Consider the following 26,805-nt stretch of genomic DNA (forward strand, 5'->3'; position numbering starts at 1 on the left):
GGATTTGAAGGCCCCGCCACCCGGCGGGTTCGTCAGACGATATGAATATCGGCCGCTGTGACCGTTGCCGGAGTGCTCGTATTGCTGTGAATGACAGCCACGGCAGAGGATGTGCTGCCATCAGGGGTGGCACTATAGTAGAGAGTGCCATCTGTCGTATTGTAAACAAAGTGACGCGTGGCATCCGCTGTAAGTCCAGCCCCGGACACAAAGTCGCTTGCATTTAGGATGTTTGATGTGGCGTCAGTAGTAAATGCGGTGGTGAATTGAAGGTAGTCAGAAGCGTACTGCTTGAAGTAATTGATGGTATCAGAGTTAACGTTGCCGACTGCTGTTACCTCTGAAACGCTGGAATAGTGAATTACCTCACCATTTCCAGTTTCAAAGGTATCGTGACCCTCTCCGCCAATTAATGTTCCATTTGTAAGGTATCTTGACAGCGTGTCGGCGCCAGTGCCGCCAATAATAGTCTCCCAGGCGCCGACAGAAATAGTGTTTCCACCATTCGCGAGCACCAATACCTCGGTATGTCCGCCACCGATTGATCCTGAAACCTGGGCATTTGAAATGGAGTTCTGGATTGTAAGTGTATTTGTTGCGCCAGGTGCCTGTATCCCAATCAACTCTATGTTATAAATTGAAGCTGAGTTGTCTCCTGCATTGAATGCTAGGACGTCACTAGATCCTGCGCCAAAATCAAAAACGCCGCCGGTTACGTTGGTTCCAAGTACAACCGTATCGTTTCCGGTGCTCCCGGTAATAGTCTCGATATTGTTAGCGGTAAGGTTGTTGACACCATTGGCCAATGTTAGCCAGTCACTTCCGCCTGCCAAATCCAGGGTTCCACTGGTCATAACCGATCCTAGGGTAATGGTATCGGCTCCGGTCCCGCCGGTAATGGTTTCCGTGTAGGTGACAGTGAAGGAGTTGCCCCCGGCGGCCATGGTTAATATGTCGATTCCGGCGCCAAGGTCGATGGTGCCCGAGGTCTGGGAGGCACTCAGGGTGATGGTGTCTGCGCCGGTGCCGCCGGTGATGGTTTCCGCGTCGCTCACGCTCAGGGAATTGGTGGCGTCATACAGGGTCAGGACATCCGTGCCAGCCGACATGGCGATGCTGGCGCCGGTCACCGCCCCGGTCAGGGTGATGGTGTCGCTGCCAATGCCGCTGTCGATGGTGATCAGCCCCGCTCCGGCGGTGATGACGTCGGCGCCGCCGCCGCTGAAGATGGAATCCGCGCCGCCGCCGCCGTTGATGGTATCGTCGCCGCCATAGGTGGTGATGACATTGACGCCCGAACTTCCGGTGATGGTGTTGGCATGGATCGAGGAGTGGGCGGTTACGTTCTCGATGTTGGACAGGGTGATGACATTGCCATTCTGGCTCGCCGTCCCGCTGGTCAAGTTGACAGTGGCGCCCGGCAGGTTGTTCAGATTGATCAGGTCGGTGCCGATGCCGCCGTCGATGGAGGTGGAGCCGCCAAAGCCACTGAACAAGAAGGTGTCATTGCCCGAACCGGCCAATACGGTATAGGCGTTTGCCGCCAGGGTGAAAGTATCGTTGTAGTTTGAACCGATCACCCGCGAGACGTTGGAAAGATAGTCGGCCGACGAGTATCCGTCGGTGTAGTTGCCCGTGCTGTAATTGATATTTATCGCGGCGGTATCATTGGCATAGCTCATGAAATTCTCGCCAGTGCCTCCGGTGATGGTATCGGCGCCCGTGCTGTTGAAGATGGTGTCGACATTGGAAACGGAGAGCGTGTTGGCCCCGTTGGCCAGATACAGCACATCAACGCCCGCGCCGCCGTCGATGCTGACGCCACTGACCACGCCCGCCAGGGTGATGGTGTCGGCATTGGTGCCGCCGGTCAGTGATTCGATATTGGCGAGGGTGATGGTATTGGCGAAATTGCCCAGGATCAGCGCGTCGGTGCCGCCCGCCAGATCGATGGAGCCGCTGGTCCAGGCGGTGCCCAGGGTGACGGTGTCGCCGCTGGTTCCGCCGACAATGGATTCGACATTGGTGGCGGTCAGGCTGTTGGTGAAATTGCCCAGGTTCAGGATGTCGGTGCCGCCCGCCAGGTCGATGGTGCCGCCGGAGATGGCCGCGTTCAGGGTGATGGTGTCGGCGCCGGTGCCGCCGGTCACCGCTTCCACATTGCTGACGGTGATGGAGTTGACGCCGTTGGCCAGGGTGAGCGAGTCGCTGCCGCCCGCCAGATCGATGGTGGTGCCGGTGATGGCGCCGCCCAGGGTGACGACGTCGGCGCCGTTGTTGCCGTTGATCAATTCGATGCTGCTGACGGTCAGCGAGTTGCCGCCGCTGCTCAGATCAATCCGGTCATTGGCGGCACCGGTGCCGGTCACGGTGGCACCGGATAGCGAGGCGTTGAAAACGAGAGTGTTTTGCGTGCCGCCGCTGCTCATGGTGATGGTATCGACACCACTGCTGGTCAGGCTATGGGTGCCATTGGTCAGGGTGAGCGAATCATTGCTGCCCGCCCCGCCGCTGACGGTCAAGGTGGCGGCCGAGGCCAGCACGGTGATGTCGGTGTCGGCGAAGGGGACGGTGACGGAGGCGGCGTTGCTGTCGGTGGTGCTGGTGTCGGTCTCGCCGTTGAAGCTGGACAGAACCTGGATGGTGGCGACGCTGGTGGGCAGGGCGGCGGTGATGGTCTGCAGCGCGCCGCCGCCGGTGATGTAAAGGGTGGTCAGGTCGCTGCTGAAATTGCTGGCATCCAGGCGGGTGGTCTGCGAGCCGAAACCGGCTCCGCTGCCCGGATGGGCAAAGATGGTCAAGGTCTCGACGCTGGTCAGGGTGGGCGCCAAATCAACCTCGTAGGGACCGCTGCCCAGGGCTTCGGTCTGCAATACCACCGAGTCGTTGCCGCTGCCGCCGATCACGGTTTCCACCGAGGAAACGGTCAGCGAATTGAAGACGCTGGCTAAGCGCAGGATGTCGGTGCCGCTGCCGCCCGTCACCGAAAGCCCGTTGAGGGAGTGCTGGAAGGTGATGTCGGTGCCGCTGGGAGCCAGGGTCAGGGCTTCCACCCCGGTCAGGGTCAGGGTATGTGATCCGCTGGTCTGAAGGCTGAGAGTGTCAGTGCCGCCGCCCATGTCGAAGGCGTCGCCGCTGGCCACATTGCCGACGATGTTCCAGGTCTGGGCGCCGCTTCCGGCCGACATCAGGGTCTCGTAGCCGGTGATCGGCTGCGAGGTGATGTCGTCATCGGCATTGGGGCTCAATATGATGGTGGTGGTGCCATAGCTGCCGATGGCGATGTTGTTGCTGTCGGATGTCGCCTGAAGGTCGATGGTTTCCACATTGGCGGCGTAGAAGATGTTGGGCCCGTTGGACAGGATCAGCTTGTCGGCGTCGGAACTCTCGAAATCGATCATGCCGTCGCCCGCGCCCATGCTGCCCAGGACGGTGACGGTGTTGCCCATCATGGTGCCGACGATGCTGTCGTTGACGCCCGAGGTGGTGGTGACGTTCTCCGCGCCATGGGTCAGTTGATGGGTGACGGTCCCCTGGTGCTGCGCCTGCTCGATGATGTTTTGGACTTCCCGGTCGATCTGCTGCTGGATGGCGTTTTCGAAGGCATTGAAGATGGCGTCTTGCTGCGCCAGCAGGGTCTGGGCCAACTGCTCGCCGAACTGGCCTTGTTCGAAGGCGTTGTTCAGGGCGTTGGCGAAGGCATCCGCCACATTCATCAGGGTGTCGATGGCCTGTTCCACGTTGTTGGCGCCGTTGGGGCCGAACAGATTGGCTCCTTCGCCGCCCAGCAGGGCGGTGGCCTGATTCAGCATGGCGTTGGTCGGGCCGAACAGGCCCTGGCCGGATTCGGTTCCCGGCCCCAGCAGTCCCTGGGGACCCAGCAGACCCTGGGGACCCTGAGGCCCGATGGGGCCTTGTGGACCGACAGGCCCCTGCGGTCCGGTCTCGCCCTGCGGCCCGGCCGGTCCTTGCGGCCCTCCCTGGCCTTGCGGCGCCCCTTCGGGGCCGGTGGGCGCCACGGGGGCGGCGGGGGGCGGCGCGGTGCCGGTCTTGGCGGCCTCGGTCTGGACCTTGGCGGCGGCGGCGGCCTTGGCATCGGCGGCGGCCTTGGCGGCCTCGGCCGGGGTCATGGATTTGGCGGCCTCACTCTTTTGCTGTAGCTGCTGTTGCTGCTGGCGCATCTGGGGCGAGGCCGGGGGCTCGGTGCGCTGCTGCAACGGCGGCTGGGCCGGGGCCATGCTCTGGACGGCGCTGCCGAAATTCTGCTGGATTTGCTGCGGGCTCATCACCACCGGCGGCGGCGGCGCCTGGTTGAAGCTGGTCAGCTGGATGGCCTGGTTGGGCTGGCTGATCACCTGGGTGCCCGCGCCGGTCTTGACCGCTACCTGGCCGACGGTGCCGCTGGCATCGGGCAGCAGCGCCACGGTGTTGTTGCCGCCCTCGGCGGCGGCCTGGCCCGCCACGGTGGTGCCGCGCACGCCGATGGTCAGGACCGGCGTCTTCACCGTCATGGCGTCGGGCGTGGTCTTGGCGATTTCACCGGATGTGAAGCTGAACGGCCCGTTGGTCATGGCCAGGGTGCTGGTGCCGGTATTGGTGGCCGGGTCGTAGGACAGCTGTTCCAGCACGGCGCGGGCGTTGTTGCCCACCGCGAAGGTGGAACCGTCGATGAAGACGATGCCGACGCTGCCGCCGCCGCCGGTGGTGACAATGTCGCCCTCGAACACCGCCATGCCCTTGACGGCGGGTTCGCTGGTGCCGTCGGCGTGGCGGATCTGGGCGGTGCCGGTGGCCTTGTCCACTTCGCCGATGGGAGCCGGGCCAGCGGGGGCGGCATCGCTGGCGGTGGTGGCGGCCTGGGCGACCTGGCCGGGCGCCAGCGGTCCCGCCAGCCGCATGGCCAGATCGCCGGGGATCATGGTCCCCGCCGGGGTGACCAGGGTCGGCGGCGCGGGCAGGGCGTAGAAGTCGCTGACCACCACCTGGGCGCCATTCTGGGCGGTGATGAGCAGGTTGGGGCCGAAGCGGGAAAAGTCGGCGGCGGCAAGGCCAAAGCCATCGGGCATGGTCAATACCGGGCCGGAAGCTCCATCCACGACGACGGGAGCCGAGCCCCCACGCTCTGTCATCACCGACTGTGTCCGCATCTTCTTCCCCTGACCATGGCTAGCCCCGCCAGCAGCGGGATGCCGATCTGCGGCATCTACCTATGGTAAATCTCGCAATCGCAATATATCATCTTGGCGTACTGAATCGAAGGGGGTATCTCCATGACGTCCGGGAAGTCTTTTGCCTTGGCGGCGGCGCTGTTTTGCTCTGTGGGGGTGACTTCAGCCCAAGCCGACGACTTGAGAATGCTTCTCGATGACCTTCTAAAGAGCAGTGACCGCCTTGTCGCCGCCGATGCCGATGTGGAAGGCGCCCGCAATTCCCTGGAAGTGGCGCGCGGCGGTTGGTATCCGACCCTGACTCCCACGGTCAACTATGGCTACGAGAAGCAGAACAAGCCCAGCTTCTCCCAGGATACCGCCGCCTACCGCAACGAATACTCCGCGTCTCTCAAGCAACTGGTCTGGGACTTTGGCGCTACCAACGCCAGCATCGACAAGGCCGCCGCCACCCATCAGCAAAGCCAGTCGGTCCGCGACGGCACCCGCCAGAGCCTGATGCTGGAGGCGCTGAGCGCCTATACCAATCTGGTCCGCACCCTGCAGCAGTTGAAATACGCCCGCGACTCCGAGGCCAATATCCGCAAGCAGACCGGTCTGGAAGAGGCCAAGGTGGACCTGGGCTCGGGGCTGTCGTCCGACGTGCTGCAGGCCAAGACCCAGTTGGCGGGTGCCCAGGCCAACCGCATCCAGGCGGAATTCTCCCTGGCCCAGGCCCAGAACCGCTTCCGCAACGTGTTCAACAAGCCCATGCAGGATGCCAAGAGCATGGTGCTGCCCAAGGTCCCGGTGGACATGCTGCCCGCCACCCTGGCCGATGCCCTGGTCACGGCACGGGCCAACAGCCCCTCTATCAAGGCGGCCAGTTTCGCGGTGGAAGCCGCCCGCAGCCAGATGGAAGCCACCCGCGCCCAGGGCTTCATGCCCAAGGTCGAAGCGGTGGGCGAGGCCCGCAACAAGCGTAATGTCGGCGGCACCATGGGCACCCAGCAGGAATTCCTGGCCAAGGTCGAGGTGTCCATGCCCTTCAACCTGGGCTTCACCGCCGTCAACAGCCTGAAGGCGTCAGAAAGCTCGGTGGTCTCGTCGGAACGCCGCCTGGCCGAGGGCCGCGACCAGATCGAGGAGCAGGTGGGCAATGCCTGGGAAAACTACATGCATCAGAAGGCCCGCGCCGAGATGCTGAAGAATCAGGCCAATCTGGCCAACGAATTCCTGGAACTGGCCCGCAAGGAACGTTCGCTGGGCAATCGCTCGCTGATCGACGTGCTGGCGGGCGAAACCGCCCTGATCGGCGCCCAGAGCCAGGCCGCCTCGGCCCAGGCCGACGTGGTGATCGCGTCTTATACCGTGCTGGCGGTCATCGGCGCCCTGGAGCCCCCCGCCGTTCGATAAGGGGGACGCAAGGCAAGGGGCGGCTTCGATGAATGAACTTTTGCGTCGTCTGTTCGCCCATCCGGTAATCCTGGGCGAATTGCTGGCGGCCACGCTGTTCATCAACCTGCTGGGGCTGGCCTCCACCTTGTTCGTCATGCTGGTGCTGAACCGCTATGTCCCCTATGCGGTCGACGCCACCCTGGTGACCCTGACCACCGGCGTGCTGCTGGCCTGCGCCCTGGAATTCGGCTTCCGCGAGGCCCGTATCCGCCTTGCCGCCGCCGTGACCGGCCCGGCCGAGGCGCTGCGGGGCGAAAGCGCCTTTTCCGCCCTGGCCCAGGCGCGGGTAGCGGTGCTGGAGCGCCTGCCCGGGGGATTGCTGCAGGAAATCATGCGCGGTCTCGACCAGATCGACCGCATCTTCACGCCCTCCAATCTTTGCGCCGCCCTGGACGTGCCCTTCGCGGTCCTGACCGTGATCGCCCTGGCCTTCCTCAGTCCGCTTCTGGCCGCCATCGCCCTGTTCTTCATGGGGCTGTCGGTGGCCACGGTGCTGGTGGGGGATCGCCTGCTGAAGGATGTGGTCCGCGGTGCCGCCGAGGGCGAGACCGAGGTGCAGGCCGCCCTGGATGCCGCCATTCACAGCGCCGATACCCTGCGGGCCTTCAACGCCGCCGGGCGCACCTTCGGCCTGTGGCGGATGGCGCGGGCGCGGGTCCTGGCGGCGCGGCGACGCCTGGGCGAGCGGCAAAGCCTGGTCCAATCCATCACCCAGACCGTGGGCGTGCTGCAGGGCATCGTCATCGTCACCGTCGGCGCCGTGCTGGCGGTCAAGGGCGAGATGTCGGTGGGCGGGCTGGTGGGCGCCAATATCCTGGCGGCCAGGGCGCTGGGTCCCATCAACCGGCTGGCGGGCATGGCCGAGATGTTCGCCCGCGCCGATCTGGCGCTGCGCCGGGTGCACGACTTCATGCGCCTGCCGCGCGAACAGCAATCGGGCATGGCGCTGAAGGCGGTGACCGGGCGCCTGGAACTGGTGGACGTGGCCTTCGCCCATCCCGGCTCCAGCGGCCCCTTGGCCGAGCATCTGTCCATCCGGCTCGATCCGGGGCAGGTGCTGGCGGTGTCAGGCCCCAACGGCAGCGGCAAGACCACCCTGGCCCGGCTGCTGATGGGGCTGATCGAGCCGGCGCGCGGCCAGATCCTGGTGGATGGCGTCGAGCTGCGGCAGCTGTCCATGGAATGGTGGCGCAAGCAGGTGTCATACCTGCCGCAGGAACCGGAACTGCTGGACGGGACCATCGAACAGGTGGTGCGCTCGGCCAATCCCGATATGGGCGAGGACGAACTCAACCGGGTGATGCGCGCCGCCGGGCTGCGGGGCTGGCTGGATTCCTCGCGCGATGGCATGGGCACGGCGATCAGCAATGGCGGGCGAAATCTGGCGCTTGGCGTCCGCCGCCGCATCGCCCTGGCTCGCGCCCTGGCCACCGGCGGCCGCTTCGTCATCTTCGACGAGCCCACCGAATCCCTGGATGTCGAGGGGCGCGCCGCCGTCTATGTGGCCATGAACGAACTGGCCAAGGAGGGGCGTACCATCATCGTCTTCTCCCACGACGCGCTGGTGATCCGGGGCGCCACCTGGATGCTGGACATGGGGGTCAAGCCGGTTCCGGCCCTGACCGGGCCGCTCAAGCGGGAGGCGGCCGATGGCGGAGCTTGAGACCGTCCCGCCCGAGATCGACCCGGTGTCCAGGGCCACCCATCTGTTCGTGCGCCTGGCGGGCGGCTTGATCCTCGCTTTCCTGGTCTGGGCCCATTTCGGCGTGCTGGACGTGGTCAGCCAGGCGCTCGGCGAGGTGGTGCCGTTCAGCCAGCTGAAGTCGGTGCAGCATCTGGAAGGCGGCATCGTCTCGGAAATCCAGGTGCGCGAGGGCGAAGCCGTCACCCGTGACCAGCCCTTGGTGGTGCTGCAATCCACCGCCAGCGGCGCCGATTTCAACGAATTGTCCATTCGCCTCGCCACTTTGCGGGTGGCCCTGGCCCGGCTGGAGGCCGAGGCCGCCGACAGTTCCAAGCCCGCCTATCCCGCCGATGTGGTCCAGGCCCATCCCGATCTGGTGGATGCCGCCGAGGCGCTGTTCCGCTCGCGCCGTTCGCGCCTGGACTCCGCCCTGGGCGGCTTGCAGAACGCGCTCACCCAGCGCGAGCAGGCGGTGGGCGAGGTGGAGGCGCGGCTGCGCAACGCCCGCAATACCCTAACCCATCTCAACGAGCAGGTTTCCATCAGCGAGTCCATGATCCGCGAAGGCCTGTCCAACCGTTATACCCATCTGGCGCTGCTGAAGGAGCAGTCCAACCTGCGTTCGCGCATCGACGAGGACGAGGCCGGGCTGCGTCGCACCCAGGCCGGGATCAAGGAGGCGAGAGCCCAGATCGAGACCACCCGGCAGGCCTATCGCCAGGAGGTGGGCGAGCAGATGGCCTCGGCCCGGCGTGACCTGGAAGAGCTGTCGCAGCGCTTCAGCAAGATCAGCGACAATCTGGACCGCACGGTGATCCGCTCGCCGGTGGACGGGGTGGTCAAGACCCTCTACGTCGCCACCCAGGGCGGCGTGGTCAAGCCCGGCGGCACCGTGGTCGATATCGTCCCGGCGGGCGATCGCCTGATCGTCGAGGCGCGGCTGCCCACCTACGATATCGGCTATGTCTCGGTGGGGCAGTCGGCCAAGATCAAGCTGGCTTCGCAGGATTCGGTGCGGTTCGGCAGCATCGACGGCACCGTCATCCATGTGGGGGCCGATACCAACCTCACCGACAAGGGCAGCGCCTTTTACAAGGTGCGCATCGAGACCGCCAGCGACCATTTCCGCCATAATGCCCAGGTCTACCGCCTGTATCCCGGCATGCAGGTGATTGCCAATATCCGCACCGGCCAGCGCACCGTGCTGGCCTATATCCTGGAGCCCTTCATCGGCGCCGCCGATACCGCCCTGCACGAACGCTGAGGTGAATTATACCGGCCGACGGATGAAATAACCTGTCATCCCGACGACCACCGGAAGGAGGGATCTCCGCCTGGAGTGCTGGTTTCAAGCCGGAAAAGTCGTTCCAGGATGAGGTCCCTCGCTGTCGCTCGGGATGACATGGCGAGTTGGATCACGCGTGGCGAGGTATTAGCGGTCTCGATGGGCGGCATGACGCGTGGCGCTATCCACACCGCGTGGTGCCAGGCAGACGCTGCCCAGGGACTGCGCCAGAGAAACCAGCGTATCGGCGGCAGGGGCGGTGCCCCAGGTCCAATGGGCCAGCAGATGGCCCTGGGTCCCCACCAGGAACTGGCTGCCCTCCAATCCCTCGGGGGACTGGGCGGAAGCGATGGAATAGGCGGTGCGCGCCGAGGCCGGGTCTTCCACCGCGCACCAGGGCGAAGCCGGGTCGGTGGCCGGGCCACCGCCAATCCGAAAAGCGGGATTGGTTCCCGCCTCGGGCAACGGCGTTTTGTCGGCCACCAGCAGATGCACGGGCTGGCCCGACAACTGCCGCAATTGAACCCGCCGCCCGTCGCCACAGACCGCCACCAGATCGGGGGCATCGATGACATGGGTCCACAAGCCGATCTGAACCAGATCGGCCCCGGCGGCATTGGCGTGCAGGAAGTCGATCAGCTCCCAACGCTCGACCTCGCTCAGCCGGTCGGCGAAACCGGGCATGGATGGACGGCCGTCGGGCGCGGTCATGCCCCGACTGATCCACCAGAACATTTCGCCCAGCGGATGATCCCACAGATGTTCGGCGGTCAGATCAGCGGGCGGGATGGGCTGCCTGGCGGCCTCGGGGCCGTCGCCATGGCCTTCGGCGCCGTGGCACGACTGGCAATGGCGGGCATAGATCCCCTCGCCCCGGGCGATGGCGGCGGCGGAGAACCCGGTGGGCGAGGCGCGGAAACTGGTGGGATAGGCCGGGACGAACAGCAGGTCGATGCGCGGCCAGGCCAGCAGGGCCGCGACCAGCGCCGCCGCCGCCAGCAGGCCGAGGCGAAAGCGTCGGCGCAGCGGCGCCAGGGCGGCCAGCGCCAGGACCAGGGCCGCCGCCGCCCAGCCCAGGCCCCAATGGATGTCACCGGCCAAGCGGGGCTCGTCGAGGACGGCGAGTCCAAGACGGAATGGCAGGGGCCAGGGCAGCCAGGCGGGCAGGATGAGATCGGGAACCGGCATGGCGTCAGATGCTCTTTCGCTGCCGTTACTGTCAAGGGGCGAGCAGGACGCCTTCAGGCGATTCGCTGCCGGTGCGATAGCGGAAGCTGCCCTCGCCCATGGCGATCAGGCGGCCGTCCTCGTCCAGAATCTCGGCCGAGCAGAACACGATTTTGCTGCCGCCCGCCTTCTTGTGACCGATGGCGCGAAGGGTGCCGTGACGGGCCTGGCCGGTGAAGCTGCAGGTCAGTTGCAGCGTCACTACCCGTCTTACCCGTCCGGGATGGGGACAGAAGGTGGCGGCGAAGCCGCAGGAGGTGTCGATCAGGGTGGCCAGGACGCCGCCATGCACCAGACCGGCCCGGTTGCAGTGGCGCCGCTCGATGCTCAGCTCCAGCACCGCCCGGTCCTGGGACCATTCGCTCAGATGGTAGTCCAGCAGTTCCTGGAAACCTGACTTCGGTTCGCCATCCAGCAGGTCGCGGCTCATTTCAATCCTCCCAGCGCCAGCTCGATCCTTCGCGCCACCGACACCAGCCGAGGCCCCAGGTCCTGTTCCAGGCGCTGGCGCGGCAGCAGGAAAGCGGCGCCACCACAATTCAGCGCCATCACCTCGCCGGTGGCGGGGTGGGTCACCGGCACGCCCACGGCGTGGACATCGCCGTGCCAGTCGCCCAGGGACAGGACGAAGCCGTGTTGGCCCAGGTCGAGGACCGCCTGGTCGATGCCTGTGGCCATGGTGGTCCAGCCGTTGCCGTGGCGACGGCGAAGCTCGTCCAGGATGGGGGCGCGGCTCGCCTGGGGCAGGGCGGCGAGATAGGCGCGGCCCATGGCCGATGTGGCCACCGGCAGACGCGAGCCCACCGACAGGCCGATGGTGAGCGCCCCCTTGCCCCGGCAGCTTTCCACATAGATCATGGCGTCGCGGTCGAAACTGCCCAGCGACACCGCCACATCGGAATAATCCGCCAGATCCTGCATCAGCGGCCGCGCCACCTGGCGGATATCCATGGCCGCCAGGGCGGTATAGCCCAGGGACAGGGCCCCACTGCCCAGCTTGTACTTGCCCAGGCGCTCCAGGTAGTCGAGATAGCCCAGCCGGGTCAGGGTATGGGTCAGGCGCGACACCGTCGGCTTGGGCAGGCCGGTGCGCTGCGCGATGTCCTGGTTGCCCAGCACGAAGTCCTCGGCCCGGAAACAGCGCAGCACGTCGAGGCCACGGGCCAGGGCGACCACGAAACGGCGGTCCTGGGCGAGTTCATCGCGGTGGCGCGGGGCATCGGTCATGGCGGTGTCTGGCGAACAGGGGAGGGGGAGGCGACCTAACCATGGCGAGGCTCGGCCTGTCAACAAGACGCGGAACCGAGTTCCGCCAGTCGGAATTGCCAGCCATGCAGGGCAGGAGCGCGTTTTTTCCGGGGCGGGGCTGCTTTGCGTGGGGCTGGCGGGCGACGGCCACCGGGAGTATCATCACGGATATGGGGCGGCATCCCATGGGAGAGCGCCATGACAACCAATATCCTGACAGTCATCTCCGCCTTGGCCGAAGTGGCGACCGTGCCACGCCAGGGTGAGCATCTTCACCCTCGTCAACCGGTCATCACCCTGTCGCGCGACTTCGGTTCGGGCGGTGACGTGATCGCCACCCGCCTGTGCCAGCGCCTCGACTTGCCTTTGTATGACGAGGATCTTCTGCGTCAGGTGGCGGCGCGTCTCCAGGACGACCCGGCCATCGTCCGCCTGCTGGACGAAGGCTTTGGCCGCGCCAAGGACATGTGGCTCTACCGCCTGTTCTCGGGCAAGGACATCAGCCCCGATGCCTATCGCGACACCCTGGTCAAGGTGGTGATGAGCCTGGGCCGCCTGGGCGGCCTGATCGTCGGCCGTGGCGCCCATGTGATCCTGGCCGAGGAATGCGCGCTTCGTGTCCGCATCGCCGGAACGCCCGAGGTCTGCGCCCACCGCATGGCGGCGTCGGGACACGGCCGCGAGGCCGACCTGCTGGCCCATGCCCGCGAGGTCAACCACCGTCGCGGCAAGTTCGTGTGGGAAGTGTTCCATTCCCGCCTGTCCGACGCCAGCCAGTTCGACATCACGGTCAATACCGACCGCATGGAGGACTTCGAGGACGTGGTCGACATGATCGTCATCATGGCCAAGGCGGTCCATAGCGGCCGGGTGCTGCGCGGCGACCTGAAGAAGGTTGCCTGATCCGGACGAGAAGGGGCGGTTCGCCGCCCCTTTCTCAGTATGATACCGCGCGGCGGGTGATCCGAGGCGTCATGTCATCCCGAGCGACAGCGAGGGACCTCATCCTGGAACGACTTTTCCGGCCTGAAACCGGCATTCCAGGCGGAGATCCCTCCTTCCGGTGGTCGTCGGGATGACAGGTCGTTTCATACGTCTGCCGCTGGTGTCAAACCGCCAGATGGAAGGCGGTATTGTCCAGCGCCGAGGTGTTGACGCCGCTCAAAGTGGCGACCTGATGGGAATTGGCGGTGGTGGCCGCTTCCATGGCGGTGGTGTGCCACAGTTCCACCGACCCGCCATTATCGATGGCGATGATGCCGCTGCCAGTATTGCCGCCGCCGTAATCCACCGATGACGCCGACATGGCGGTGGCGCTCTCGGCGTAGTCGGATGCCGACAAGGTCCCCGAACTGCCGAACGAGAACTGGGCATCGGACAGGCCGATGCTGTCGCTGCCGGTGCCGTAATCGGTAACGGTGGTGACGCCGCCGCTGGCATGCATCATGAACAGGTCGTCGCCCAAGCCGCCGGTTACCATATTGGAGCCCGATCCGGCGATGACGGTGTCGTTGCCCGATCCGGCGTTGATGCTTTCCGAACCGGTGCCGCCGGTGATGGTATCGGCGTGGCTCGATCCGTTCAGATAGGTGAAATTGCTGAAGCTGTCGGTGGAACCACCGCCATCGGTGGCGGTGCCGCTGGTCAGGTTGACCGTCACCCCCGCGTCGTCGCGGGAGTAGTCCAGTGTATTGGTGCCCGCGCCGCCGTTCAGGGTGTCGGCGCCGCCCATGCCATAGATCACATCGTTATTGGTGCCGCCGGTAATGATGTCGGCAAAATCCGAGCCGATGGCACCGCGGATATAGGTCAGGCTGTCGGTATAAGCGCCGTGGGTTGCGGTTCCGGCTCCCAGATCGACGGTGACGCCAGCCAACTGGTCGGCGTAGGAGGCGGTGCTGAAGCCGCCGGTACCGTCCAGGGTATTGTTGCCATCGCCACCCGTAAACGAATTGAAGCCGGCGCCGCCAATCAGGGTGTCGTCGCCGCTGCCGCCGCGCACCGCGTCGATGTCGAACAGGTTAATGGTGGTGCCTGAAATGGTGGCGGTTCCATTGGACAGGTCGGCGACCACGGCGGTGGCGGCATGGCGGAAATCCGCCGTGTCGGTTCCGGTGGCGCCACCATCCATATCGACGACGCCCGAGATCCACAGCAAGGTGTCGTCGCCGGTATTGCCGGTCAGGGTGGTGTCTCCCGCCTGGCCGACCACCATGTAGCCGACCCCGGCCGAACTGGCGCCCCCGGCGGCCACCACATGCTGAAGTTGACTTCCCTCGCCAATGGTGATGTCGGCGGCGCCCTGGACGGTGACGGTGCTGCCGCCCTGCATGGTCATGGCCAGATTGGTGCCGGACCAGGCCATGTCGCGAATGACCGATTCGGCGCCACGGCCGGTGATGGCCATGGTCAAGGCGGTGGTGGTATTGGTCGAGGCATCGATCACCAGGTCACTGCCGGGAAGTTCCGCAAGGCTGAAGGTATCGTTGCCGGCGCCAGCAATGACGGTGGTCACCGTGCCACCGCCGAAGGCGATGCTGTCGTCGTGGTCGGTGGCTTCGAGCACCTCCACATTGGTGATCTGGTCGACACCGCTGCTGCCGTGATCGACCAGGGTGATGGTGCCGCTCTGGGTGACCGTGATGCCGGTGGCGGCGGTGATATAGCTGGCCGTATCGAAATCGGCGCCACCATCGATGACGAGGTTGCCGTTGCCGATCGCGATACTGTCATTGCCCGCGCCGCCGGTGACCGTGGTGATCCAGTTGCTGGTGGCCGAGCCGCTGATGGCCAGGATGTCGGCTCCGGCGCCCAGATCCACGGTGCCCACCCCCGAGGCCACCGCCAGGGTGTCATCCAGGGCGGTGCCCGCCAGGGTCAGGGGTTCGGTGGCGAAGCCATTGGCGTCGAAGCGGCGGGAATAGATGCCGAGCAGGTCGCCGTCCTGGCCGTTGGACTGCCAGGTGACCACGAAACCGCCATCGGGTAAGGCGGAAATGGCGGGCGATTCCTGGTTGCCCGAGGTGGTGGAGTTGACCAGCTGCTCGGTGCCGAGGGCGTTGCCGCTGGCATCGAAGACCCGGGCGACCACGGCATTGCCCGAACCATCCTGGGTGGAATCCTGCCAGACCACGGCGAAGCCGCCGCCTTCCAGGGCCGTCACCTGGGGCGACTGCTGATCCCCGGCGGTGGTGGTGTTGATGGTGAACTGGCTGCCCTGGGCGGTGCCGCTGGCGTCGTAGACCCGGCCGCAGACGGCATTGCTGGCATCCACATTGGCCGAGGTCCACACCACCACGAAGCCGCCATTGTCCAGCGCCGCCACCGAGGGAGAGATCTGATCGCCGGTGACCATGGAGGGAATCTCGAACTCGTCGCCGAGGAAGGTGCCGGAACTGGTCATCAGGCGGCCCATCACCGCCCGGCTGCTGTCGCCGGTGTCCTGGGTATCCGAGCGCCAGACGATGACAACGTTGCCATTGACCAGTTGGACGGCATCGGACTCACTTTGGTGCTGGTTGGTGTACTGGTTGACCTGGACGTCCGAAGCGGTGGTCGCCGTGTTGGGCGCGGTGAAGATACGGACTCTCACTCCCGAATAATTGGCGTCGTCCACATTATAGGTGAACAGCATATTGCCGTCGGCGAGAACCAGCGCCTTGCCGTCGCTCTGGTCGCCGCTGGTGGTGTAATTGACGATGAATTCGGAACTGTCCGGGCTGCCGGTGGAATCGAATTTGCGGGCGATGACGCCGCCATAGCTGCCGTCCTGGCCCGCGCCCCCAGAGCCCCATTGCAGCCATGTGGCGACGAAGCCGCCATCGGCGGTGGCGGCCAGGGTGACGTCGGACTCCTCGCCGCCGACAGTGGAGTTCAGGCGGAACTCCGTGCCGCGCGGATTACCGTTGGCCTCGAAGATCTGGCCATAGACGCCCCAACTGTCGCCGTCCTGGCCGTTGGACTGCCAGGCGATGACATAGCCGCCATCGCTCAGGGTCGTGATCTTGGGAGCCTTCTGGTCCAGCGTGGCATAGGTGTTGACCAGGGTCTCGGCATTGGCCGAGCCGCCCGATACCGTCAGGTCCCGATCGCCGAAGCGCAGGGTCTCGATACCCTTGAGCGAGTCGGTGCCGTTGGTGCCGACCAGATCGGCCACGGCGATGGCGCCGTTGGAGGCCAGGAAGGCATGGTCGGCGGCGTTGCCGCCGAATACCGCCACATCGGCGCCGCTGCCGCCGATCATGGTGTCGTTGCCCGTGCCGCCGATGAAGCTGTTGCCCTGGTTGTTGCCGATGAAGGTGAGGTTGAGGCCGGTATAGGCGGGATTCGCGGCCACGTCGTCGGCGGCCTGCAGCACGATGCTCTCGATATAGCTGGTCGACACGCCGCTGATGTCGAGCGTGCCGCCCTGGGTCTGGTAGTAGAAGATGGCGGCGTCGTTGTCGCCGCTGGCGGCGTCGCCATCCACGATCATGGCGGCGCCCGGCGCGCTGATATCGTCGAAGGCCACGGAATCGGCCACGCCCGCGCCGAGCGAGATGGTCTGGATCGAGGTCAGCGAAATGCCGGTCAGGTCGAGATGGCTGCCGCTGTCGGTCAGGGCGATGGTGTCGGTCCCGGCGCCGCCGACGATGGAGGTGAATTGCTGCGGATCGGCGCCGCCGCCCAGGATGGCGGTATTGCCGCTGGCCGACATCACGATCTTCTCGATGCCGCTGATGGTCCCCGCCGCCAGGTCCACCGTGCCGGTGGTGCCGAGCGACAGGATGTCCACATTGCCCGGATCATTGCCGGTATCGGTGATGCTGTCCCCGGCAGCGAAGGTCGAGGGGGCCACCGCATAGGTGTTGGAGCCGTCGCCGCCGTCCATGGTGTCCACCCCACCCGTGGCGGTCAGGGTATTGTCCAGGACGCTGACCTGGATGGTCTGGGTCAGGGCGGTGGTGTGGAAAATGCCGTCGCTCAGGGTCAGCGATACCTCCCGGTCGTCGGAACTCATGGCCGGGTTGGTATTGGCATAGGTGATCGATGTCACCGCCGTCTGGTAGTTGGCCAGGGTAGCGGCGCCGGACAGGGTCAGCACGCCGGTGGTGCCGTTATAGCTGCCGGTGATGCCATTCTGATCCGTGAAGGCGAGAACATCGCCGGACTGGAAATTGGTCAGGCTGATGGTGGCCGAGGCCAGACTGGCGCTGTCGGCGTCGGTGACCGACAGGCCCGTGAACAGCGGTGTCGCCGCGCCGTTCTCGGTATAGCTGGGACCGGTCAGCATGGTGTTGAGGTAGAACTTAGTATTGGCGCCGTTATTGCTGAGATCGACGAAATCCACGTCGCCGTCCTTGTCGAAATCGGCGGCCAGGATGTCGGTGTTATAGCTGGTGTCCAGGGTATCGCCGTGCATGACGAAGGTGCCGTCGCCATTACCCAGGAGAATTTCGTCATTGCCCTCGGTGGCCAGGATGATGTCCAGGTTGCCGTCATTGTTGACGTCGGCCACGGCACCGCCCGAGCGGATGGTCTGGTTGCCGCTGCTGGCGCCATAGCCCGCCGCCTGCTTGGTCAGGGCGCCAGTGCCGTCGTTGAGATAGACCATGCTCTCGGTATAGCGATTGGCCAGGAAGACGTCGGTGTCGCCGTCATTGTCGAAGTCGCCCACATGCACTTCCAGCGTCGAGCCCACATCGCCGGGGACCGCGATGCCGTTGACGTTCAGGCTTTGGCTCAGGGAGAAGGTTCCGCTGGCGGTGCCGTCATTCATGTAGACCTGGGCGGCGCCGCCCCAGTTGCCCACCACGATATCCTTGTCGCCGTCGCCGTCGAGATCGGTGAAGGTGGCTGAAGTGGCTCCCGATGCGGTCAGGGTGCTTCCGGCGGTTAGAACGGCGCCAGCCCCGCCCAGGTGGAGTTCATGGGCATAGCCGGTGCTGCGCAGCACCAGGATGTCGTCATAGCCGTCATTGTTGACGTCGCCCACGGCGGCATAGGGGGCATAGGTCCGCGCGATGGTGTTCGCGGTGGCGGTGAAGGTTCCCGACCCATTGTTGGTCAGGATGGTATCCACCTCCGAGGTGGTATTGATGGTCAGGATGTCCTGGTCGCCGTCGCCATCGAAATCACCGACGGTGTAGCGGCCGGTATGGGCCGAGACGGTGGAATAGGAAAAGCCGCTGGGGCCGAAGCCGCTGCCGTTGTTCAGCCCCAGCACCATGCCGGAGACCGAATTGGTGAACATGATGTCGGTCAGGCCGTCACCGTTGAAGTCGGCGGCGAAGCCCGTCGAGTCCGACGAGGACGGGGCCTGGACATGGGTTCCCATCAGCGACGGCGCGAAGGTGCCGGTCAGATGGGCCACGGGGGCGATGGAGGAAACCGTGATATCGCCGTCGCTGAACCGCAAGGTCTCGATACCGGTCAGGGTATCGGTGCCGTCGGTACCGCTCAACGCGGTGATCGTCAGGGTGCCGGAACTGGAGATGACGGAATAGTTGGCGGCATTGCCCGAGAATATGGCGATATCGGTTCCCATTCCGCCGATCACGCTGTCGTTGCCGTCGCCGCCGGTCAGGGTGTCACCGCCGAGACCGCCGTCCAGGGTATCGCGGCCCGCCCCACCCACCAGGGTGTCGGTGCCTGCGGTGCCGAGAATCTCGAAATCCAGGTCGGCGGCGTTGATGTCGGTGGCGCTGCCGATCACATAGTCGCTCGTGGCGTTGATGTTGGCGGTCCCGCCGGTCACGTAGATATAGAAGGCATCATCCAAGGTGGAATAGAAGCCCTCGCCCGCCAGCACTCCGCCACTGGAAATGGCCGTCTGTCCGGCATTGTAGCTCCCCACCACGGAAAACCCCGACACATCCACATGGGTTCCGGTCAGGGATATCCGCAGATGATCGGTGCCGGTGACAAAATCCATGAGCTTGTCACGGTCGCCCATCGCATCGAGGGACTGGGACGGCGAGGTATAGATGAAGATGTCGGAACCACTGCCGCCGGTCAGGGTATCGCCGCCGACTCCGCCCGTGATGGTATCGGCCCCGGAGCCACCGGTGATGATGTCGGTGCCACTGCCGCCCGTGACGGTCAGGTTCTGGCTCGATCCGCTGGCGCTGATGGTGACGCCGCCGGTGGTGCCCGAGGCATCCACCGCGAACAGGCCGGTCGCGGTGGCATTGGCCCCCAGCACGGCGCCTTGGGTCCCGGTGGCGGCATCGAAGATCAGGGAATCGACGCCGGTGAACCCGGTGAAATCCGCGTCCACCAGATTGGTGGCGCTGGTCGAATGCAGCGCGGAGCCGCTCTGGGTCAGGGGGCCGGAGGCATTGGCCAGGGTCAGCGAGGCGGTGCCGGGGACCGTGCCGCCGTTGCCGTCGATGATGGTGTAGGCGAAGGCCACCGGGCCGTCGTAATTGGCGGTGGGGGTGAAGGTGAAGGTGCCGTCGTTGTTGTCCACCACCGTGCCGTGGTTGGAGGTGACGCCGGTCACGTCCAGGGCATCGTTGTCGGCGGGATCGTCGGCATTGGCCAGCAACGCCGCCTTGGTGATGATCTGGGCGACATTCTCGCTGCCGTTGGTCAGGGTGACGGCGCCGGAATTGATGGGCGCGTCGTTGACGGCGGCGATGCCCAGGGTGGCGGTTCCATCGGCATGGCCGCCCTTGCCGTCTTCCACCACATAGGTCAGGGCCACCGGGCCGTGAAAATCGGCGGCGGGGGTGAAGGTGTAGCTGCCATCCGGATTCTGGGTCAGGGTGCCGTGGGCGGGGTTGACCAGGGCAAGGTTCCGGACCGTCAGCGGATTGCCATCGGGGTCGGTGGCATTGGCCAGCAGTTGCGACGGGGTGATGATCCGCGCCGTATCCTCGGAGCCGGGCGACAGGGTTACATGATTGGTGGAAGGGTCACGGTTCTGCTGGGCGGGATTGGTATTGCCGGTGCCCGTGTTACCCTGGCCGAAGCCGTTGCCGGTATTGCCCTGGCCGCCGGGACCGGTTCCACCGGTTCCGCCACCGCCGGTTCCTCCGGCGCCTACGCCATCGGCCGGGCCGGTCTTGGCGCCGCCATCATTGGCGGCGGCGATCTTGGGCAGGGGCGGCGGTTCAGCCGCGACCACCTGCTGCGGGCCGGCATCCACCGGTCCGGTCTGCTGCGCCGCAGTCTGCGGGCCTTGGGCGGCGGCGGCCGGTTGGGCGGCGGCCGCTGGTTGGGCTGCCGCTGCCGCCGGTTGAGCTGCGGCGGCGGCCTGGGCATTGGCTCCGGCGGCGGCGCCTCCGGTTCCGGCAGGGGCGGCGGCGGGAGCGGCGGGCAGGGCGGGCGGCGTGGCGGGCGGCGGCGGCGGAGCGGGAATGCTGGCGGCCACCGAGGCTCCGGCATTGGACGCCACCGACCAGGATCCGCCCGAAGTGGCGCCGACGATACCCGACCCGGCGGCATTGATGGTGACGGCCTCGCCGCCGCCGGGGCGCGACACCGCGATCTCGCCGACGAAGTTGGAGCCGGGATCGGGCAACAGGGCCACCGAGGTATTGCCATCGGAGCCGACGGTTCCGGCCACGGTGGTGCCCCGGATGCCCATGGTCATCACCGGGGTGGCGATGCGGGCGGCGTCGGGCTGGGTCTTGGCGATGTCGCCGGACACGAAGCTGAAGCCGCCTTCGTCCACCTTGAAGCTTTCATGGCCGGTCTTGCTGGCGGGGTCGTAGGAGAATTCCTCCATGGACACCTTGCCCTTGTCTTTCAGGGCAAAGGTGGAGCGGTCGGCGAAGACCAGGGAAATCTGGGCGCCCGCATTGGTTTCGACCGTGTCGCCCTCGGTCACCGCCATCTCGGCCTTGGCCGGTATCTTCTGGCCATTGTGAATGACCCAGGCCTCGCCCTGGACGGTCACCACCTTGCCGATCACCTTGGTGGAGGCGGTGGGCTTGGCTTCGACCGGAGCAGAATCGGCGGCCTGGGCAAGCTGGGTGGGCGCACCATCGGCGACGGAGGTCGCGACGGACTTGGCGGGGGGTATGTTTGTCATTCTGACATCCATGGCTTAAACCCCAAGGCCCGTATTTCAGGGCGTCGTTCGTCCCGGCAGGGGCAAGTCCAGTCCACCGGGAAAGTTCAGTGTGAACGATTTCAGTGAAAAAATCATTTCATTCCGCAGCACAGGGTCGAGCACCATACGAAGGATGGACTTCCGACCCACCACGATGGAGGCGGTTCCCGCCATGCCGGATCGAACCGGATAGGTATTGCCCTTGGCGTCGGTCAGCGCCCCCTTTTCGGAATGGATCAGCACCTTGTAATAGGTGGTGCTGGCATTGCCCCGGGTTTCCTCGATGGAATCGGCGCCGACCATCATCACCCGACCATTGAGATGGCCGAAGCGGAACTGGTCATAGGCCGACAGGCGGATGGAGGCGGGCAGACCTTCACGCAGATGGCCGATATCCTGGGGCGGCACCTTGACCTCCACCACCAGGGCGTCGTCCAGCGGCACGATGTCCATCAAGGTGTCGCCGGGCCGCGCCACTTGTCCCACATTGGTAATGGCCGCCATTTTGACCACGCCCCGGACCGGTGAGCGCACCTCGGAGCGGGATTCGCGGTCGCTGGCCACTTCCATGGTGGCCCTCAGCGCCGCCAGTTCGGCCTCGACCTTGCCGATCTCGTCCAGCACCCCGGCGCGCCAGCCCGACTCGAATTCGGCCAGCTTGGCCTCGGCCTCGCGCGACTGGGCGCGCAGCCGGGCGATGGTATCGCGCGATGTGCTGACCTCGGTATCGAGCATCAGCACCTCGCGTTCCAGCTTGACGATCTCCTGGTTGCCCACCACCCCGGCCTCATAGGCCTTGCGCTTGATCTTCATCTCCTCGACGCCCTTGGCCTGGGCGCGGGTCAGGCCGGTGGACTTGGTCTCGATCTCGGTGACCTCGCGGCGGCGGCGCTCGATCTCGCGGGCGATGACATTGGCCTGCTCGGCCTTGTGGCCCAGGCGTTCCAGATGGGTGCTGATCTCGCGCCGACGAGTCTCGGCGTCGATCTCCACCCCCTTGGGCCAGGCGATGTCGCGGGTACCGTCCAGGTCGGCCTTCAGGCGGGCGGCACGGGCCTGGAAGGCGGACCAGCGGGCGCGCTTGTCGGCAAGGTCGCCGGCGCCTTGCGAATTGATCAGGCGGACCAGCACATCGCCGACGCCGACGAAGGTACCCTCGTGGACCAGCACCTCCTGGATGGTGCCACCCTCGAAATGCTGGACATGGCGAACCTGTCCCGAGGGCTCGATGCGGGCGGGGGCGGTCACCACCTCGTCCAGTTCCAGCAGGGCGGCGGCGCCCAGCATCACGACGAAGGCGATTGTGGACCAGGCCAGCAGCCACGAGGCCGAGGGCGGCGTCAGCTTGGGCGCGATGCCGTGGATGGGGCTGCGGAAGGCGTCCACCGCCTGCTCCTTTGGGTCGGGACGGCGAATCATCGTCCGCCTCCCGGTTGCGGCTGGACGCGCTGGGTGATGCCCGCCACCTTGCCCCGGTCAAGCTGAACCACCCGCTGGGCCAGGGCCACCACCGCCTGGCGATGGGAAATGACGATCAGGCTGCGCCGTCCCACGGCGCGATGGATACCGGCGATGGCCCGCTTCTCGGTGGCGTCGTCCATGGCGGCGGTGGGCTCGTCCAGGATGGTGACCGGCGCGGCCTTCAACAGGGCGCGGGCCAGGGCCACCATCTGGCGCTGGCCGCCCGACAGGTTGCGGCCGCCCTCCATCACCTCGAAGTCCAGCCCCATGCCCAGCGGCATGACGCCGCCCGCGCCCAGCGCGTTCATCATCTGCACCATATCCTCGTCGGACACGGTACCGTCGAAGGACAGGTTGGAGCGCAGGCTGCCGGAATAGAGCGGTGGTGTCTGGGGACACACGGCGATATGGCGGCGGAGATCGGCGGGGTCGATCAGGGAAATGTCGACGCCGTCCAGCATCACCCGGCCGCGCGCCGGGCGGATGACGCCGGTCAGCACCTTTTCCAGGGTGGTCTTGCCCGATCCCGATGGTCCCACCACCGCCAGGCGGCCGCCCGCCTCCAGGACGAGGTCGATGCCGTCCAGCACCGGATGGGGCGAGCCGGGATAGCGGGCCTCGACGCCTTCCACCGCCATGGCCCCCGCCGCCACCGGCCGGTGGATCAGGGCGGTGCCCTCGGGGCGCTCGGTGGGGCGGCCGGTGACGCTTTTCAGCGCGTCCAGCGAGGCGATCGCCGACAGGGTCTGGGGCACCACCGACACCAGTTGCATGGTGGCGCCGGTGAAGCGGGTGGCCAGCATGGTGGCGGCCAGGATAACGCCCGCGCTCATGCCGCCGTCCACCGCCTTCCAGGCGCCCAGGCCCACCGCCAGCAGCATGGCGCCGTTCTGGGCCAGCATGGACAGGTTGCCGCGCGCCGCCGACAGGGTGCGGATGGCCCGGGCGGCGGCGGCGTAGAGCACGGTTCCGTGGCGGAAGCGGGCCTGGAGATAGGCTCCGGCGCCGACCCGGCGCACGGTCTCCGGGTCCATGAAGCTTTCCTGGGCCGCCTGGGCGCGGTTGGTGGCGGCCCGCGACAGCTCCTTGTAGAGCAGGCGCTGGCGGTGGATGGAGATCAGGGTGGCGGCCGCGATCAGCAGGTTCATGACCAGGATGGCCAGGGCGATCAGCGGATCGCACAGGAACAGGCCCAGCAGGAACAGCAGCATGAAGGGCAGGTCGGCCAGCAAGGACACCGCCGCCGCGCCGAAGCCGTCACGGATGGAATCGAAGTCCTGCAGCATGCGCATCAGGTGGCCGGACGGGGCCGAGGCGCCATCGAAGCGGGTTTCCAGGATGCGGCGGTGCATGTCCATGGCGAGGCGGACATTGCCCTCGTGCAGGGCGTCTTCCACGAACAGGGCGCGCAGGCGGCGGAATACCTGCTCGAACAGGGCGGCGCCCAGGAACATCAGCGCCATGGCCACCAGGGAATCCAGCAAGCCGTGGGGCAGTACCCGGTCATAGACCTGGGCCGAGAAGATCGGACCGGCGAGTGCAAGGACATTGGCCAGCATGCCCGCCAGTCCGGCGCGCACCACCATGGGCTTCCATGACGACAGCAAAGCGGGCCAGGAGGTGGGTAGCGCCTGGGCCTCGCGGTCCAGCCGTGGGCGTAGGAACAAGACGGTGGCGGGCTCGGCCTCGCGCGGGGCAAGGGTCAGGGCGCGGGGCTCGTCCGGTCCCAGGCTGACGCAGGGAAACAGGTCGGCTCCCAATGTGGCGGGGTTGATTCCCTGTTCCATATGGGCGGCGATGCCATAGCGCGACAGGGCGGCCAGCCAGGGACTGGCGGCGCCATCGGCTTCGGCCATGCGGTAGGAATCCTTGAGGGCGGTGGCGGCCACCGCGTGGCCCAGGCCCCGCAGGCAGGCGGAAATGGCCCTGGCCTCGGCCTCGATGATGGCGGCCTCAGCCTGTGGCGGGCGTGGCATCGGCGGCGGGCTCGGGGAGGGGGCGCGACTCGGCGGGTGGTTCCGCCCTCGGCTCGGCCTTGGGCTCGGCTGGGGCGTCGGTGGAAGACTCGGACGGGACTTCCACCGCTGGCGGTTCGGGCGGCAGGGCTATGGGCTGGGCTTCGGGGGGCGGGGCCGGTGGAACCGTCGGAGCCGGTGGCGGGGAGGTCGCGGGCGCCGCCTCGGCCTCCTTTTCCTTGTCCTTGGGCTGGGACGGGTCGATGCCCATGGCGGAGTTCAGCCGCGCCCGGGCGGCCTGGAGATCGGAATAGAGGATGAAGCGCCGCAGGGTGGACAGCATGCCCGCCGCCTCGGCCTTGATTTCCTCCATGGCGCTGCCGCTGCCCGCCTGCTTGGACTTGGACGCCAGACCGGAAATGCGGCGGTCGATGGCGGCCATCTGCTCGGTCAGGCGGTATTCCTTCAGGGAATGGCGATACTGGATGTCGGCCACATGCACCTGGGTCACCACCGCCATGCCTAAGGCCAGACGCCGCGCGCGGGTGACCTCGGCCACGTTCTTGGCCTGGCCGATGCGCTTTGGGGTGCTGATCATGTCGATCAGGTTCCAGGCCATGTGCAGGCCCGCATCGGCCCAGGCGTTGTATTTGATGAAGGTGCTGGAATCGTAGTGGCCGCCCATGAAGGGGCCGATGCCGGGCAGGGATTTCAGCAGTTCGGTGCGGACATCCTTCACATCGATGCGGAACTGGGCTTCCTCGCTCCGGAGTTCCGGCCGGTTGGCCAGGGCGGTGATCTCCATGGCCTCGACGGCTTCCGCCGCCTCGACCACGTTGAGGAAGGAATCGTCCTTCAACTCCAGCAGCCGGTAGCCGGAGGCCGACGGAAGCCCCATCAGTCCCGCCAGTTCGGCCCGGGCGGGTGCGGTCTGGCGCTGCAGTTCGGCGATCTGGCGCATGGTGTCGACGATGGCGCGCTGGTGAGCCAGCATCTGCATGGGGTCGCCGACCCGGTTGCGCTCGGCCTCCTCGGCATCGGCCACCGACTTGATCAGCCGTTGCTCCAGCGAGATGTACTTCTTTTCCGCGTACTCGTTGATCACGGCCTTCCAGTAAGCGGCCTGGACATCCTGGATCAGCAGATGCAGGGCGCGGCGGCGCTTTTCCATCACCAGCTTGACCCGGTCTTCCTCCTGGTCCGAGCGCAGCATGGCGATGCCGAAATCCACCAGATTCCAGGTGGCGGTCAGGTCGCCGGTGCGGCTGATCTGGTCCTCGCCCACGCTGAAATTGCCCATGGAACCGGTATTGGTGTCGCGCGACGCCGTCAGTTTCTTGGTGTTGCGCTTGGTCCAGCCGCCCTTCAGCGCCAGTTCCGGCAGCATGGCGAACTGGGACAGGTCGGCCTTGCCCGCCGCCAGCACCTCTTCCATTTCCTTGACGCGGGCATCCAGGTTGTTGGCCACCGCCAGGGCGATGGCGTCATCCACGGTCAGCGGCTTTTGCAGACGTTCCTGGGGCATGGCCTCGGCATGCCGGTTCAGCTCCTGACGGATTTCGCCAAGATCGGGGGGCGTCACCGAGCAGCCCGACAGGGTGGCCAGGGCGGTAGTGGTGAGCGCCAGACGCTTCAGGATGCTGGAATTGGACACGTCCCCTCCCTCAGGGGATTGCATTTGTAAGCCATTTCAGCATTTTGATGCGAGAGTCTGAAGTTCTGGTAAAGGAATGTTCCAATTGAAGATCCTTTCATCCGACCGTCTGGCCGCCCTGGTCGCCGCCGCGGGAAGCGCGCCGCGTCGCCGCGCCCACCTCAACATCCATGACGACACCAATGAGCCCATCAACCGCCTGCTCATTGCCCTGGAGCCCGACACCTATATCCGGCCGCACCGCCATCCCGGCAAGTTCGAGATGTTCGTTCTGCTGGAAGGAACCGCCTCGCTGTTGTCCTTTGATGACCAGGGCAGGGTCGCCGAGCGGATCGAGGCGGGGGCGACCGGTCCGCGCATCGTCGAATTCCCGGCGGGAAGCTGGCATACGGTGGTGGCGGGCAAAAGCGGAGCGCTGATGCTGGAGGTCAAGGCCGGTCCCTATGCGCCAACGCCGGAATCCGACTTTGCCGCATGGGCGCCGCCGGAAGGGAGCGAACAGTCGGCGGCATGTCGCGACTGGCTGCGCTTCCAGGCAAGGCCAGGGGGTGCATGGATCGTGCAAGGAAAAGGACAGTAAGTCTGGCAAAACTTTCATATGCATTTTCTTCTGGCCTGGGCGCCCCAAAAGTTACGCTGCAATGCA

The 26,805-nt window shown here is 66.0% G+C and carries 13 protein-coding genes; 5 read left to right on the forward strand and 8 right to left on the reverse strand.

Annotated elements, in window-relative coordinates; all coding sequences use genetic code 11:
- Positions 1-32: 32 nt before the first annotated feature.
- A complete protein-coding gene (locus tag A6A04_RS23480; protein ID WP_156612663.1) occupies positions 33-5,129 on the reverse strand; it encodes a FecR domain-containing protein in 5,097 nt (1,698 codons plus the stop codon).
- A 225-nt stretch (positions 5,130-5,354) separates the two neighbouring features.
- Here A6A04_RS23480 and A6A04_RS16980 point away from each other — a divergent pair, with 225 nt between their 5' ends.
- From A6A04_RS16980 to A6A04_RS16990, 3 genes are read left to right on the forward strand one after another with little or no spacing between them, the layout of a single operon-like run.
- The gene (locus A6A04_RS16980) at positions 5,355-6,563 is read left to right on the forward strand and encodes a TolC family protein (RefSeq protein ID WP_068494992.1); all 1,209 of its coding nucleotides are present in this window, start codon (positions 5,355-5,357) and stop codon (positions 6,561-6,563) included.
- A gap of 28 nt (positions 6,564-6,591) precedes the next feature.
- A complete protein-coding gene (locus A6A04_RS16985) occupies positions 6,592-8,268 on the forward strand; it encodes a peptidase domain-containing ABC transporter (RefSeq protein WP_068494994.1) in 1,677 nt (558 codons plus the stop codon).
- Positions 8,255-9,553, forward strand: coding sequence for an HlyD family type I secretion periplasmic adaptor subunit (locus tag A6A04_RS16990; protein ID WP_068494996.1), 1,299 nt, complete (start codon positions 8,255-8,257; stop codon positions 9,551-9,553). Before A6A04_RS16985 ends, A6A04_RS16990 begins: the two co-directional genes overlap by 14 nt.
- 168 nt (positions 9,554-9,721) lie before the next feature.
- On the opposite strand, the gene A6A04_RS16995 is transcribed toward A6A04_RS16990, so the two are convergent.
- Genes A6A04_RS16995 through A6A04_RS17005 form a run of 3 tightly spaced genes read right to left on the reverse strand, consistent with a single transcriptional unit; the run spans position 9,722 to position 12,028 of the window.
- The gene (locus A6A04_RS16995; protein ID WP_068494998.1) at positions 9,722-10,762 is read right to left on the reverse strand and encodes a c-type cytochrome; all 1,041 of its coding nucleotides are present in this window, start codon (positions 10,760-10,762) and stop codon (positions 9,722-9,724) included.
- A gap of 31 nt (positions 10,763-10,793) precedes the next feature.
- Positions 10,794-11,231, reverse strand: coding sequence for a PaaI family thioesterase (locus tag A6A04_RS17000; RefSeq protein WP_068495000.1), 438 nt, complete (start codon positions 11,229-11,231; stop codon positions 10,794-10,796).
- The gene (locus A6A04_RS17005) at positions 11,228-12,028 is read right to left on the reverse strand and encodes an IclR family transcriptional regulator (protein ID WP_068495002.1); all 801 of its coding nucleotides are present in this window, start codon (positions 12,026-12,028) and stop codon (positions 11,228-11,230) included. The genes A6A04_RS17000 and A6A04_RS17005 overlap by 4 nt, the downstream gene beginning before the upstream one ends.
- Before the next feature lie 219 nt (positions 12,029-12,247).
- On the opposite strand from A6A04_RS17005, the gene A6A04_RS17010 reads away from it, so the two are divergent.
- A complete protein-coding gene (locus A6A04_RS17010) occupies positions 12,248-12,952 on the forward strand; it encodes a cytidylate kinase-like family protein (RefSeq protein ID WP_068495004.1) in 705 nt (234 codons plus the stop codon).
- A 205-nt stretch (positions 12,953-13,157) separates the two neighbouring features.
- On the opposite strand, the gene A6A04_RS17015 is transcribed toward A6A04_RS17010, so the two are convergent.
- The 4 genes from A6A04_RS17015 to A6A04_RS17030 are packed head-to-tail and all read right to left on the reverse strand — an operon-like array spanning position 13,158 to position 26,159.
- Positions 13,158-21,068, reverse strand: a complete 7,911-nt coding sequence (locus A6A04_RS17015; RefSeq protein WP_068495006.1) for a cadherin-like domain-containing protein — start codon at positions 21,066-21,068, stop codon at positions 13,158-13,160.
- Positions 21,069-21,104: 36 nt separating this feature from the next.
- On the reverse strand, positions 21,105-22,508 hold the full coding sequence (locus A6A04_RS17020) for an HlyD family type I secretion periplasmic adaptor subunit (RefSeq protein WP_068495007.1): 1,404 nt from the start codon (positions 22,506-22,508) through the stop codon (positions 21,105-21,107).
- Complete coding sequence (locus A6A04_RS17025; protein WP_068495009.1) at positions 22,505-24,526, reverse strand: peptidase domain-containing ABC transporter; 2,022 nt, start codon at positions 24,524-24,526, stop codon at positions 22,505-22,507. The genes A6A04_RS17020 and A6A04_RS17025 overlap by 4 nt, the downstream gene beginning before the upstream one ends.
- On the reverse strand, positions 24,504-26,159 hold the full coding sequence (locus A6A04_RS17030) for a TolC family protein (protein ID WP_245651261.1): 1,656 nt from the start codon (positions 26,157-26,159) through the stop codon (positions 24,504-24,506). Before A6A04_RS17030 ends, A6A04_RS17025 begins: the two co-directional genes overlap by 23 nt.
- Before the next feature lie 85 nt (positions 26,160-26,244).
- Between A6A04_RS17030 and A6A04_RS17035 the strand changes: the two genes are divergently transcribed.
- Entirely contained in the window at positions 26,245-26,739 is a 495-nt protein-coding gene (locus A6A04_RS17035; protein ID WP_245651262.1) for a WbuC family cupin fold metalloprotein, read from the forward strand.
- Positions 26,740-26,805 lie beyond the last annotated feature (66 nt).

Source organism: Paramagnetospirillum marisnigri (assembly GCF_001650715.1).
Classification (GTDB): domain Bacteria; phylum Pseudomonadota; class Alphaproteobacteria; order Rhodospirillales; family Magnetospirillaceae; genus Phaeospirillum; species Phaeospirillum marisnigri.